The organism is Acinetobacter lactucae, from assembly GCF_013344765.1.
GTDB lineage: Bacteria > Pseudomonadota > Gammaproteobacteria > Pseudomonadales > Moraxellaceae > Acinetobacter > Acinetobacter lactucae_A.
Genome location: NZ_JABVBF010000091.1, coordinates 1 through 13,685 on the forward strand (window position 1 = coordinate 1; position 13,685 = coordinate 13,685).

At 39.2% G+C, this 13,685-nt stretch carries 10 protein-coding genes; 9 read left to right on the forward strand and 1 reads right to left on the reverse strand.

The genetic code is table 11. The annotated features are described in order from the left end of the window. Positions 1-175 precede the first annotated feature (175 nt). The 6 genes from HUN22_RS10485 (at position 176) to sucD (ending at position 8,212) form a co-directional block, all read left to right on the forward strand. Positions 176-304, forward strand: coding sequence for a hypothetical protein (locus HUN22_RS10485; protein WP_174728898.1), 129 nt, complete (start codon positions 176-178; stop codon positions 302-304). Positions 305-461: 157 nt separating this feature from the next. Next, positions 462-3,302, forward strand: a complete 2,841-nt coding sequence (locus HUN22_RS10495) for a 2-oxoglutarate dehydrogenase E1 component (RefSeq protein ID WP_174728900.1) — start codon at positions 462-464, stop codon at positions 3,300-3,302. Further along, positions 3,302-4,498: a 2-oxoglutarate dehydrogenase complex dihydrolipoyllysine-residue succinyltransferase gene (gene odhB / locus HUN22_RS10500; RefSeq protein WP_174728902.1), complete on the forward strand. Its 1,197-nt coding sequence runs from the start codon at positions 3,302-3,304 to the stop codon at positions 4,496-4,498. Before HUN22_RS10495 ends, odhB begins: the two co-directional genes overlap by 1 nt. A gap of 61 nt (positions 4,499-4,559) precedes the next feature. Further along, entirely contained in the window at positions 4,560-5,993 is a 1,434-nt protein-coding gene (gene lpdA, locus HUN22_RS10505; protein ID WP_017386755.1) for a dihydrolipoyl dehydrogenase, read from the forward strand. 147 nt (positions 5,994-6,140) lie between these two features. After that, complete coding sequence (gene sucC / locus HUN22_RS10510) at positions 6,141-7,307, forward strand: ADP-forming succinate--CoA ligase subunit beta (RefSeq protein WP_001048573.1); 1,167 nt, start codon at positions 6,141-6,143, stop codon at positions 7,305-7,307. A 14-nt stretch (positions 7,308-7,321) separates the two neighbouring features. Beyond that, positions 7,322-8,212, forward strand: a complete 891-nt coding sequence (sucD, locus tag HUN22_RS10515) for a succinate--CoA ligase subunit alpha (protein ID WP_000114637.1) — start codon at positions 7,322-7,324, stop codon at positions 8,210-8,212. A 412-nt stretch (positions 8,213-8,624) separates the two neighbouring features. Here the strand turns inward: sucD and trpS are convergent, their stop codons facing one another. After that, entirely contained in the window at positions 8,625-9,638 is a 1,014-nt protein-coding gene (trpS, locus tag HUN22_RS10520; RefSeq protein ID WP_002116097.1) for a tryptophan--tRNA ligase, read from the reverse strand. 207 nt (positions 9,639-9,845) lie between these two features. Here trpS and HUN22_RS10525 point away from each other — a divergent pair, with 207 nt between their 5' ends. From HUN22_RS10525 to HUN22_RS10535, 3 genes are all read left to right on the forward strand, one after another. Beyond that, positions 9,846-10,775: a DUF808 domain-containing protein gene (locus HUN22_RS10525; RefSeq protein WP_174728904.1), complete on the forward strand. Its 930-nt coding sequence runs from the start codon at positions 9,846-9,848 to the stop codon at positions 10,773-10,775. Between the two features lie 27 nt (positions 10,776-10,802). Beyond that, entirely contained in the window at positions 10,803-11,702 is a 900-nt protein-coding gene (ypfJ, locus tag HUN22_RS10530) for a KPN_02809 family neutral zinc metallopeptidase (protein WP_174728906.1), read from the forward strand. 238 nt (positions 11,703-11,940) lie between these two features. Next, on the forward strand, positions 11,941-13,443 hold the full coding sequence (locus HUN22_RS10535) for a cation:proton antiporter (RefSeq protein WP_174728908.1): 1,503 nt from the start codon (positions 11,941-11,943) through the stop codon (positions 13,441-13,443). Positions 13,444-13,685: the final 242 nt, after the last annotated feature.

Here is a 13,685-nt window from a genome sequence, read left to right on the forward strand (position 1 = left end):
TATATTAATAGATAAAATTGGATATGTATTTCGCCAATTTATAGATGGTATGTGTCAAAAAAATCAATCGTTCGTTAAGAACATGATACGATTTGCCACAAAGTTATAGGTGAAAAAAGCGTATACTAGTGAAATTAAATTAAGTAGCACGATCTTAGATCAGTGCTTAATTTTTATGGTTAAAGTCATTTTAGAAAAGTTAATTTTAAAGTTAGTTTTTCTAAAAAGATTTGCAAAAAATTGCTCGGTTTTAATCGAGTATAAGGTGAGTGATGATGCCATTGAGGGCGTTGTGATTCATTAATTACCTATGGAGTTTTCTCTCTAGGTAGTATGACGCCCCATGGTCTTAGTGACCTGTTGGGTAAGTAATGCCTTTTTTACCAATTTGGCATTATGCATCATGGGTGTGCTTAAAAGGCAGCCTGTAATATTTTTTGCAATAGGAAATGGGTCCACAAATGCAAGAAGTTGCTGACGCATTGCGTCTTGACACTGAACTTTCCGCTGATAGTGCAGCGTATATTGAAGAACTTTACGAGCAGTACCTGACTTCCCCAACCTCTGTAGCTGAGGACTGGCGCCAATATTTCGATAAATATCCAAAGGGTGACCAACCACACAGCGCTGTGCGTGAGCAATTCCTATTACTAGGACGTAATGCTAATCGTGTTCAACCTGTTGTACAAAGTACTGTAAGTACTGAGCATGAGCGTCGTCAAATTGGCGTTTTACAACTTATTGCTGCTTATCGTAATCGCGGACATCAAAAAGCTAAACTAGATCCATTAGGTCTTGCTAAGCGTGAAGAGATTCCAGATTTAGATCTTTCAGCACACGGTTTAACCAAATCAGATTTAGACACAGTATTCAACACAGGCAATCTTGAGATTGGTAAGAGTGAAGCAACTCTTGCTGAAATGATTGAAGCAATGGAAGCAATCTATTGTGGTTCAATCGGTGTTGAGTACATGCATATCGTGGACACAAAAGAAAAGCGTTGGATTCAACAGCGTCTTGAGAGTGCCCGTGGTAAATTCAACTACTCAAATGATCAAAAGAAAGGCTTCTTAGAGCGTTTAACCGCTGCTGAGGGTCTAGAAAAATATCTTGGTAATAAATACGTCGGTGCTAAACGCTTTGGTGTTGAGGGCGGCGAATCTTTTATTCCTATGGTAAACGAGATTATCCAGCGTGCTGGTGCTGTAGGCTGTAAAGAAGTTGTTATCGGTATGCCACACCGTGGCCGTTTGAACCTTCTTGTTAATATTATGGGTAAAAACCCAGCGGACTTGTTTGGTGAGTTCGAAGGCAAATCTATTCATAAAAAAGGTTCAGGTGACGTTAAATACCACCAAGGTTTCTCAAGTAATGTAATGACTCCAGGTGGCGAAGTTCACTTGGCATTGGCATTTAACCCATCTCACTTGGAAATTGTTGGTCCTGTAGTTGAAGGTTCTGTACGTGCACGTCAAGTACGTCGTAAAGACATCGGCGGTGATGACGTATTGCCAGTTATTGTTCATGGTGATGCTGCATTTGCAGGTCAAGGTGTGAACATGGAAACCTTCCAAATGTCACAGACTCGTGGCTATACGGTTGGTGGTACTGTTCATATTATTGTGAACAACCAAGTTGGTTTTACAACTTCTGATCCACGTGATGCGCGCTCTACAGAGTACTGTACAGACGTTGCTAAAATGATTCAGGCGCCAATTTTCCATGTAAATGGTGATGATCCTGAAGCTGTTATCTTTGCTACTCAATTAGCACATGATTTCCGTCACGAATTCCGTAAAGATGTTGTTATCGATTTGTTCTGTTATCGTCGTCGCGGCCATAACGAAGCAGATGAGCCATCTGGTACACAACCATTGATGTATCAAGTAATTGCGAAGAAAGCAACTACTCGTACACTTTATGCTGATCAACTTGTACAACAGAAAGTACTTGATCGTGCTGAAGCTGATCAAATGGTTGAAGATTACCGTTCTGACTTAGAAGCGGGTAATCATGTAGCAAATGCATTGATTCTTGAACCAAATACCAAAATGTTTGTTGATTGGACTCCATATTTGGGCCATGACTACACAGACGATTGGGATACTTCATTTGACTTGAACCGTCTTAAAGAATTAGGCGAGGGCATGAGCAAACTTCCTGAAGGGTTTGTAATGCAGCGTCAGGTTCAAAAAGTAATTGAAGACCGCGTTAAAATGCAAACTGGTGAAACTCCTTTAAACTGGGGTGCAGCAGAAACTTTAGCTTATGCAACTTTATTAGATGAAGATTATTTAGTTCGTATTACTGGTGAAGACGTAGGTCGTGGTACCTTCTCACACCGTCATGCGAAATTGCATAACCAAGCTGATGGTTCAACTTACATTCCACTTTGTCATGTTAAAGAGAACCAACCACGTTTTGCGATTTACGATTCTTTATTATCTGAAGAAGCAGTTCTTGCATTCGAATATGGTTATGCAACTACAATTCCTAAGAGCTTGATTATTTGGGAAGCACAATTTGGTGACTTCGTAAACTGTGCTCAAGTTGTGATTGACCAGTTTATTGCTTCTGGTGAGACTAAGTGGGAGCGTGTTTGTGGTTTAACGATGTTGTTACCACACGGTTTCGAAGGCCAAGGTCCAGAGCATTCTTCAGCTCGTTTAGAACGTTTCTTACAGTTATGTGCTGAAGATAACATGCAAGTGATCACTCCAACGACACCTGCACAGATTTTCCATGCATTACGTCGTCAAGCTGTACGCCCAATTCGTAAGCCATTGATTGTAATGTCACCAAAATCTTTACTTCGTCATAAACTTGCGACTTCTACTTTAGAAGAGCTTGCAAATGGTTCATTCCAAACTGTAATTGACGAAATCGATCAAATTAACAAGTCAGATGTAACTCGTCTTGTACTTTGTGGCGGTAAAGTTTATTACGACTTACTTGAAAAACGTCGTGAGCAAAACTTAACTAATGTCGCAATTGTACGTATTGAACAGTTGTATCCATATCCAGAGCAACGTCTTGCGGAAATCTTGGCTGCATATCCAAACGTAAAAGAACTTGTTTGGGCACAAGAAGAGCCGAAGAACCAAGGCGCATGGTTATTTATCGCACCGCGTTTATATGACGATATCTTAAAATCTGGCAAACAAATCCGTATCAGTTTTGCAGGTCGTGAAGCTTCTGCTGCACCAGCTTGTGGCTCACCGTACTTGCATGCAAAACAACAAGCTCAGCTAATTAATGATGCATTGGCAATCGAAGCTGAACAATCAGGAGATTCTCAATAATGGCAACCGAAATTAAAGCACCGGTATTCCCAGAGTCTGTTGCAGATGGAACCATCGCAACTTGGCACAAAAAGGTGGGTGAACCTGTATCACGTGATGAAGTAATCTGTGATATTGAAACCGACAAAGTTGTTTTAGAAGTGGTTGCTCCTGCTGATGGTAGCTTAGTTGCAATCATTAAAGATGAAGGCGATACAGTTCTTTCTGACGAAGTAATTGCTCAATTCGAAGCTGGTGCTGGTGCAGCGGCTGCTGCTCCTGCAGCAGTAGAACAAGCAGTTGCTCAAACTCAAGCCGGTGCAGCTCCTGTTGTTGAACGTACAGAAACTGTATCAGATCAAGCTCCTGCGGTACGTAAAGCGTTAACTGAATCTGGTATTGCTGCTGCTGACGTACAAGGTACTGGTCGTGGTGGTCGCATCACTAAAGAAGATGTTGCAAACCATCAAACTAAACCAGCTGCTAACGTTACTCCATTAAGTGTAGCTGTTGGTGAGCGTATCGAAAAACGTGTTCCAATGACTCGTTTACGTAAGCGTGTTGCTGAGCGTCTTCTTGCTGCTACTCAAGAAACAGCAATGTTGACTACATTTAACGAAGTTAACATGAAACCAATCATGGAATTGCGTAAGCAATATAAAGATGCTTTCGAAAAGCGTCATGGTGCTCGTTTAGGCTTCATGTCATTCTTCGTTAAAGCTGCAACTGAAGCGCTTAAACGCTACCCAGCTGTAAACGCTTCAATTGATGGCGACGATATCGTTTATCATGGTTACTATGACATCGGTGTTGCAGTTTCTTCTGATCGTGGTCTTGTTGTTCCAGTATTACGTGATACTGACCGTATGAGCTATGCAGAAGTTGAAGCTGGTATTGCTGCATATGCTGCTAAAGCACGTGACGGTAAGTTATCTATCGAAGAAATGACTGGTGGTACTTTCACAATCACTAACGGTGGTACTTTCGGTTCATTACTTTCAACTCCAATTTTGAATCAGCCACAAACTGGTATCTTGGGTATGCATAAAATCCAAGAACGTCCTATGGCTGTAAATGGTCAAGTTGAAATCTTGCCAATGATGTATTTAGCGCTTTCTTATGACCACCGTATGATCGATGGTAAAGAAGCTGTAGGTTTCTTGGTAGCAATCAAAGAATTGTTAGAAGAGCCAGCTAAACTCATCCTTGATCTTTAATTTCTTCGAATAATATTGCCGAGGTAGAGTGATCCTCTATCTCGGACCATGGAGATAAACAATGTCTCAACAGTTTGATCTTGTTGTTATTGGTGGTGGTCCTGGTGGTTATGAAGCTGCGATTCGCGCTGCTCAACTAGGTTTTAAAGTCGCTTGTATCGAAAAACGTATTCACAACGGTAAGCCATCTTTAGGTGGTACATGCTTAAACGTGGGTTGTATTCCTTCTAAAGCATTACTTGACTCTTCTCACCGTTATGAAGATACAGTACATCACTTAGCTGACCACGGTATCACTACAGGTGAAGTGAATTTTGATCTTGCTAAACTTCTTGCTCGTAAAGACAAAATTGTTGACCAATTAACTGGTGGTATCGATCAATTGCTTAAAGGCAATGGCATTGAATGGTTGAAAGGTACAGGTAAATTACTTGCTGGTAAAAAAGTTGAGTTCGTTTCTCATGAGGGTGAAACTCAAGTTTTAGAACCTAAATACGTTATTCTTGCGTCTGGTTCTGTACCTGTAAATATTCCAGTAGCTCCTGTAGATCAAGATATTATTGTTGATTCAACTGGTGCATTGAACTTCCCAGAAGTACCTAAGCGTTTAGGTGTAATTGGTGCAGGCGTAATCGGTTTAGAGCTTGGTTCTGTTTGGCGTCGTCTTGGTGCTGAAGTTGTTGTTTTTGAAGCAATGGATGCATTCCTACCAATGGCTGATAAAGCTTTGGCAAAAGACTACCAAAAACTTTTAACTAAGCAAGGTCTTGATATTCGTATCGGTGCTAAAGTTTCTGGTACTGAAATTAATGGTCGTGAAGTGACTGTTAAATACACTCAAGGCGGCGAAGAAAAAACTCAAACTTTTGACAAGTTAATCGTTTGTGTTGGCCGTAAAGCTTATGCTGAAGGTTTATTGGCTGAAGATTCAGGCATTAAATTGACTGAACGTGGTCTAGTAGAAGTAAATGATCACTGTGCAACTTCTGTAGAAGGTGTATACGCGATTGGTGACTTGGTTCGTGGTCCAATGCTTGCTCATAAAGCAATGGAAGAAGGTGTAATGGCTGTTGAACGTATTCATGGTCATGCAGCTCAAGTGAACTATGACACAATCATTTCTGTTATCTATACACATCCGGAAGCGGCATGGGTTGGTTTAACTGAAGAACAAGCTAAAGAAAAAGGTCATGAAGTTAAAACTGGTCAATTCGGTTTTGCTGTAAATGGTCGTGCTTTAGCGGCGGGTGAAGGTGCTGGTTTTGTTAAGTTTGTTGCTGATGCAAAAACTGACCGTTTATTAGGTATGCATGTTATTGGACCTGCTGCATCTGATATCGTACACCAAGGTATGATCGCTCTTGAATTTGTATCTTCTGTTGAAGATCTTCAGTTAATGACATTTGGTCATCCAACATTCTCTGAAGTTGTTCATGAAGCTGCACTTGCTGTAGATGGTCGTGCAATTCACGCGATTCAACGTAAGCGTAAATAAAATAAAGAGCGGTTCTCCGCTCTTTTTCACATTCGATGGTGTGATTAAAAAAGCATCAAGGTGAAAGACGTAGACAGCAATTTGCATATACAACATGAGAATGTTGCGCAAATTGAAGACAACAAACAAAGTTAAGTAGGTAACTAAATGAACTTACATGAGTATCAAGCTAAAGCGTTATTGAAAGAATATGGTATGCCAGTACAAGAAGGTATCTTGGCTACCAATGCAGACGAAGCAGTTGCTGCATTTGAACAGCTTGGTGGTAAATTCGCGGTAATGAAAGCGCAAGTTCATGCTGGTGGTCGTGGTAAGGCTGGTGGCGTTAAAGTTGCAAAATCTAAAGAAGACGTTATCGAATTTGCAAACAATATCATTGGTACTCGTCTTGTAACGTATCAAACTGATGCAAATGGTCAACCAGTTAACAGCATCATTGTTGCTGAAGACGTATATCCAGTTGAGCGTGAGCTTTACTTGGGCGCGGTTGTAGACCGTTCTAGCCGTCGTATTACTTTCATGGCTTCTACAGAAGGTGGTGTAGAAATCGAGAAAGTTGCAGAAGAAACTCCAGAAAAAATTATCAAAGTTGAAGTTGATCCATTAGTTGGCTTACAACCATTCCAAGCACGTGAAGTTGCGTTTGCTTTAGGTTTGAAAGACAAACAAATCGGTCAATTTGTAAAAATCATGACAGCTGCTTACCAAGCATTTGTTGAAAATGATTTTGCTTTATTTGAAATTAACCCACTTTCAGTTCGTGAAAATGGCGAAATTTTATGTGTAGACGCGAAAGTAGGTATCGACTCTAACGCGCTTTACCGTTTACCTAAAGTTGCTGCTTTACGTGACAAATCTCAAGAGAATGAGCGTGAATTAAAAGCATCTGAATTTGATCTTAACTATGTTGCTTTAGAAGGTAACATCGGTTGTATGGTTAACGGTGCTGGTCTTGCAATGGCAACTATGGACATCATTAAACTTTATGGTGGTCAGCCTGCAAACTTCCTTGACGTTGGTGGCGGTGCAACTAAAGAGCGCGTAATCGAAGCGTTCAAAATCATCCTTGCTGATACATCTGTACAAGGTGTTTTGATCAACATCTTCGGTGGTATCGTACGTTGTGACATGATTGCTGAAGCGATTATTGCAGCGGTTCAGGAAGTAAACGTAACTGTTCCAGTTGTTGTTCGTTTAGAAGGTAACAACGCTGAGTTAGGTGCTAAATTACTTGATGAATCTGGTTTGAAATTAATTTCTGCAAACGGCTTGTCTGATGCCGCAGAAAAAGTTGTAGCTGCAGTTAAAGCGTAAGGGGAGTATCAATCATGAGCGTATTAATTAATAAAGACACTAAAGTATTGGTACAAGGTTTTACTGGTAAAAACGGTACTTTCCACTCTGCACAAGCTTTAGACTACGGTACAAAAGTTGTTGGTGGTGTTACTCCAGGTAAAGGTGGTACTACTCACCTTGACTTACCAGTATTTAACACAATGAAAGAAGCTGTACGTGAAACAAATGCAGATGCATCTGTAATCTATGTACCAGCTCCATTCGTTTTAGACTCAATCGTTGAAGCGGTTGATTCAGGTGTTGGCCTAATCGTTGTGATCACTGAAGGTGTTCCAACAATCGACATGCTTAAAGCAAAACGCTATTTAGAAACTAACGGTAACGGTACTCGTTTAGTTGGTCCTAACTGTCCAGGCGTAATCACTCCGGGTGAATGTAAGATTGGTATTATGCCTGGTCACATTCACCAACCAGGTCGTATTGGTATCATCTCACGTTCAGGTACATTGACTTATGAAGCTGTTGCTCAAACAACTAAGCTTGGTTTAGGTCAGTCTACTTGTATCGGTATCGGTGGTGACCCAATCCCAGGTATGAACCAAATCGAAGCTCTTCAATTGTTCCAAGACGATCCAGATACTGATGCAATCATCATGATCGGTGAGATCGGTGGTACAGCAGAAGAAGAAGCTGCTGAATTCATCAAATCTAACGTGACTAAGCCTGTAGTAGGTTACATCGCTGGTGTAACTGCTCCTAAAGGTAAGCGTATGGGTCACGCTGGTGCGATCATTTCTGGTGGTCAAGGTACTGCTGAAGAGAAATTCGCTGCATTTGAAAAAGCAGGTATGGCTTACACTCGTAGCCCAGCTGAGCTTGGTTCAACTATGTTGCAAGTTTTAAAAGAGAAAGGTTTAGCTTAATCGCTTTATCCTGAATCTTAAAAAGCACCGCATCTGAAAATGATGCGGTGCTTTTTTATTTATTAAAGACAAATAAGTAGAATTTTATTAGTAACATTGATTCAAAATAAAATTTTTAGGCAAAAAAATACGCAATGATTGGGGTGATCATTGCGTAGAACAACGAATCTGTAAAAACAGTTTCGGTTTAAGGAGAAATGTCGTGAGGCTCATATGATGTAACCTACATAGTGAATAATAGAGAGTGTTAAGAAATTCTTCATCGCTATTAGCGTTAATAAGTGTTACTTCACGTTAATAGGGTAAAAGCGTGTGAATGGTCGCCAATACGTTAGTAATTCTAAAAAATGAATTGTATTAACCAAATAAGCAAAAAAAAAAGCCCCGAAGGGCTTTTAGTTTTTAAAGAGAATTAAAATTTAAATAAGCCTAAACCGTCTTTAACTTCGTCTAAAGTCTGTTGAGTAATAAGACGGCACTTATCTGTACCTTGGCGTAAAACGTCCATAATGTAGTCAGGATCTTTAGCAAGCTCTTCACGACGTTCACGAATAGGTGTAATTAATTCTTTTAACACACCTTCAAGACGTTTTTTAACTGTACCATCACCAAGACCACCACGACGATAGTGGGCTTTTAATTCTTCAACTTCTTCTTTATTTGGGTCAAATGCATCTAAATAGGTAAATACAATATTGCCTTCAACTTGACCTGGGTCTTCGATACGAAGGTGATTAGGGTCGGTGTACATCGCATTAACAGCTTTTTTAATGTCTTTATCAGAAGCATTTAAAACGATGGTGTTGCCTAATGATTTAGACATTTTCGCTTTACCATCAAAACCAGGTAGACGTGCCATATTAGAAAGCAAAGCTTTACATTCAGGTAAAAGATCTTGACCGATTTGGCGATTAACTCGGCGTACGATTTCATTTGTTTGTTCAATCATTGGAATCTGATCTTCACCCACTGGAACCACAGTCGCTTTAAAAGCGGTAATGTCAGCCGCTTGTGCAACAGGGTAGCAGAGGAAACCTGCAGGAATGTCACGTTCGAAACCGCGCATTTGAATTTCAGATTTAATGGTTGGGTTACGTTCTAAGCGTGCAACAGTCACAAAGTTAAGATAGAGCATTGTGAGTTCATTTAGTGCTGGCAAGCAAGATTGAACACAAATCGTGGTTTTGGTTGGATCAATGCCTACAGCTAAATAATCTAGGGCAACTTCCAAAATATTGCGACGGACTTTATCTGGGTTATCTGCATTATCTGTTAATGCTTGTGCATCTGCTAACAAGAGATGTTGATGATGGCTATCCTGTAAACCTACACGTGAACGCAAAGAACCGACAAAATGTCCAAGATGAAGTTGTCCGGTTGGGCGGTCGCCTGTCAAAATAATTGGACGCTGATCAACATTACTCATTATTTATTCCACTATCGTATTGGCTTAATCAGGGGTAGTAAGCCCTGTAATATAAAAGATTGGCATTATTGTACGGGAAATAAAAAATTTTCGTCAGCGATTGGGTAAACTTTTCTTAAAATAATATTGTGAATTTATTCAGTAAAATTACAGAAATTCAAAAAAATCATCTTACAATAGCTTAATAAATACAAACTTGGATAAGAAATGGCGAGTGGCTTACTTTTACTACTAGACGATATTGCAACGATTTTAGATGACGTCGCTTTAATGAGCAAAATGGCAGCTAAGAAAACTGCCGGAGTTTTAGGTGATGATTTGGCCTTAAATGCTCAACAGGTGACGGGCGTCCGTTCAGACCGTGAGTTACCTATTGTTTGGAAGGTAGCGAAGGGATCATTTGTTAATAAACTTATTTTAGTGCCTTTAGCATTATTAATTAGTGTGGTTGCACCTTGGCTGATTAATCCATTATTAATGCTAGGTGGTTTATTTTTATGTTATGAGGGTGTTGAGAAAGTTCTTCATACAATTATGCATAAAAAAGCATCTACCCCTGAAGAAGCAAAAACAGAGCTTGAAAATGAAGAATTAGACTTGGCAACTTTTGAAAATGAAAAAATCAAAGGAGCGGTAAGGACAGACTTTATTCTATCTGCTGAGATCGTCGTGATTACACTTGGTACAGTGGCTACAGCGACTTTAATGACTAAGGTAAGCGTTCTGAGTGTTATTGCGATTGTGATGACCATTGGTGTTTATGGTCTAGTTGGCATGATTGTTAAGATTGATGATTTGGGATTATATTTAACACAACAAACTGCTTCTTTAAAGCAAACAGTAGGCCGTGGCCTATTAGCTTTTGCTCCTATTTTAATGAAATTACTTTCAATTGTGGGCACTATTGCAATGTTTTTAGTTGGGGGCGGGATTATTAATCATACGATTCCGTTGCTTCATCACTTAACTGAAAACACAGTAGATCATGTAGAAACAATACCAGCGGTAGGTAATATCATTGGTGCTTTAACCCCGACACTGATTAACTTTGGAATAGGATTAGTTGCAGGTGCAATTGTTCTATTAGTCGTAAGCTTAATACAAAAAATGTGGCCTAAAAAAGCATCGGGTTCATGATGCCATTCTAAAAAGAAGAGGGAAATTATGCGCTGGAAAGGTCGTCGAATTAGTACCAATGTTGAAGATCGTCGAGGTGGTGGCGGTGTTAGAGCAGGTGGTATCAGTATTATTGGTTTGGTTGTTGCATTTGTTGCGTGGAAGTTTTTTGGGGTTGATCCACAACAAGCTTATCAGGCAACCCAGCAGGTCACTGCATCACAACAGTCAAATGCAACTGCACCAGAAAGTTTAACAGCTGAGCAAAAAGAAGCCTCGGATTTTGTTGGGACGATTCTGGCTGATACGGAGGATACGTGGACTCCTATATTTAAGCAGTTAGGTAAAACTTATACGCCACCAAAATTAGTATTATTTAGTGGAATAGCTCAGTCAGGATGTGGTACTGCTCAATCTGCCATGGGACCATTTTATTGTCCAGCAGATCAGAAGGTTTATATCGATACAGAATTCTTTAAAGACATGCGTCAGCAAATGGGAGTCTCTGGTGAGCAGAACCAAACTGAGCTTTCTAGACAAGATCAAGCTGGGGATTTTGCACAAGCTTATGTTGTGGCACATGAAGTAGGGCATCATATTCAAACCTTGTTAGGTATTTCTTCACAAGTACAGCAAGCCCGTGCACAAGTGGGACAAAGAGAAGGTAACCAATTATCTGTTCGCCAAGAATTACAAGCTGATTGTCTCGCAGGTATTTGGGCTGGACATAATCAACAGCGAACTCAATTTTTAGAACAAGGTGATATTGAAGAAGCTATGGATGCTGCTCAAAAAATTGGAGATGATTATTTACAGAAGCGCTCTACGGGTCAGGTTGTTCCAGATAGCTTTACGCATGGTAGTAGTGAACAGCGCATGCATTGGTTCCAAGTCGGTTTAAAAACTGGTGATATTAACCAATGCGATACTTTTAATAATCCAGTTTAAAATTTATAGGATGAGCCTTGTTAAACATATTTAATAAGCTCATCTTTTTTCTTTAGATTATTACTATAAATAATGTTAAGAAATTTAACAGATTGATAGATTGTTCAATCAATTCGTTAAACTTGTGTCCTGATTTCTGTTTTTTATGATTATGGCATTGTTCATATCAGCTTTTTATTAAGTTTGGTCGATCTAGCAAAATTTTTTATTTGGTCGTTGACCCAGAAGAAGGGTATTCATGGGTAATTTTTTTCTACTACAAGCATTCACTGTGGTTTTTGCACTATCAATTGCTACCACGATCTTTAATAAGCGTATTTTGGGCTTTCCACAAGCGATTGGTGTTCCTCTAGTCTCGGCAATTTTTGTCTTTATTCTACAGTGGGGGGCCAGTCTACTAAATGGTAACCAGTTTATAACCATTAATATTCATAATATTGAAGAAGCTGTACGCCATATCGATTTTTATGATTTTTTAATTAATGGTGTCATCTGTTTTATTCTGACTTCTTCCGCACTCAAATTTAAAATCTCAGATCTAAAAAGCTATTGGAAACAAATTAGTATCTTGGCAACAATTGCATTAGTGCTTTGCGCCGTTTTATTTGGTGGATTGCTCTATGGGTTCCAACTACTGGTTGGATACCATGTGCCAATTTTGGTGCTGTTACTTTTAGGTGCAGCTTTAGGTGCAACAGACCCAATTGGTATTAAAGGTGTACTGAGTTCGATTCGTGCACCACATCACCTAATTGTTAAACTAGAAGGTGAATCATTGTTTAATGATGCAATGTGTATTGCCTTATTTATGACTTTGCTGAATGTTTTACAAGGTGAACATTTCTCATTGATGGCGACATTAGAAGCTTTGCTCTATGAAATTGTTGTTGCTGTCGGGATTGGTTGGGCATTTGGGGTAGGGGTGTTGCGCCTATTGCGCGGTAAACACGAAATGGAGTCCTTGATTTTAACAACAGCTCTGCTCGCAAGTGGAGCATATTTGGTTGCTTTGTTTGCGCATGCATCAGCACCGATCGCTTGTGTAATTGGCGGTTTAATTGTTGGAAATAAATGGAAAGAAATAAGAAAAGAGCAAGAAATTCAAGAAGTTAATCATTTTTGGCATACCGTAGAAGGAATCATTAACTCATTCTTATTTACTTTAATTGGCTTAGAGTTATTTATTCTTGATTTAAACTTTAGCCTAATTTTGGGTGGCATTGTCGCGTTCTTTATTTTGCATATTTCTCGTTTTGCGGCCAACTTCATGGCTTTTGCTTTTTTCCCGAACATGCGGAAAATGAAAAGTTATAACGGTAGTCTTACTATTTTATCTTGGGGGGGAGTGCGAGGGGGAATTTCACTTGCTTTGATTTTGGCAGTTGCCAATATTCCTGCCTTGAGTCCCTACAGTAGTATCTTGATTGGTTATACGTTTATTAGTGTGTTGTTGTCAGGCATCGTGTGTGGTCTGGGCTTGCCAGCTGTAATGAATGCTTTCTATTACAATCCTAATGAAGAAACTGAGGGTTTAAAAGGCTTTTATCAAAGATTGTGCCATAAAATGAATCGTAGAGGCTTTCAGTATATCGTTGGTGAAGATGCACTAGGTAGAGAAACAATTACCGTTTTTAATCCAGATATTCTTGTTGACCAAAAAACTGAAGATGGAATTGCAACAATGCATGATCCAAATAAGTTACAAGAAGTAAAACGATTTGAGAGTCCGGATAATTTCTAAATATAAGACAGTTTTAAATTTTATAAACCATTTTAAAGTTAGGTTTTAGTGTAATAGTAAAATATTAGCTAAAGCCTTTTTTTGTATATACATCATTAATAATATATTTTGTTTAATTAAAATATTAATAATTGTTATATGAATAATTTAATTAAATGATTTTTCAACAAACGGTAAATAATGAAGTATGAAATTTGTTTTATATATAAAACATTTAATGTGATTTATTATTGAATTAAAAC

Excerpts from the sequence above, each read along its gene's own strand:
- HUN22_RS10485 (WP_174728898.1), top strand. The coding sequence starts at position 176 with ATGGTTAAAGTCATTTTAGAAAAGTTAATTTTAAAGTTAGTTTTTCTA.
- HUN22_RS10495 (WP_174728900.1), top strand. The coding sequence starts at position 462 with ATGCAAGAAGTTGCTGACGCATTGCGTCTTGACACTGAACTTTCCGCT.
- odhB (WP_174728902.1), top strand. The coding sequence starts at position 3,302 with ATGGCAACCGAAATTAAAGCACCGGTATTCCCAGAGTCTGTTGCAGAT.
- lpdA (WP_017386755.1), top strand. The coding sequence starts at position 4,560 with ATGTCTCAACAGTTTGATCTTGTTGTTATTGGTGGTGGTCCTGGTGGT.
- sucC (WP_001048573.1), top strand. The coding sequence starts at position 6,141 with ATGAACTTACATGAGTATCAAGCTAAAGCGTTATTGAAAGAATATGGT.
- sucD (WP_000114637.1), top strand. The coding sequence starts at position 7,322 with ATGAGCGTATTAATTAATAAAGACACTAAAGTATTGGTACAAGGTTTT.
- trpS (WP_002116097.1), bottom strand. The coding sequence starts at position 9,638 with ATGAGTAATGTTGATCAGCGTCCAATTATTTTGACAGGCGACCGCCCA.
- HUN22_RS10525 (WP_174728904.1), top strand. The coding sequence starts at position 9,846 with ATGGCGAGTGGCTTACTTTTACTACTAGACGATATTGCAACGATTTTA.
- ypfJ (WP_174728906.1), top strand. The coding sequence starts at position 10,803 with ATGCGCTGGAAAGGTCGTCGAATTAGTACCAATGTTGAAGATCGTCGA.
- HUN22_RS10535 (WP_174728908.1), top strand. The coding sequence starts at position 11,941 with ATGGGTAATTTTTTTCTACTACAAGCATTCACTGTGGTTTTTGCACTA.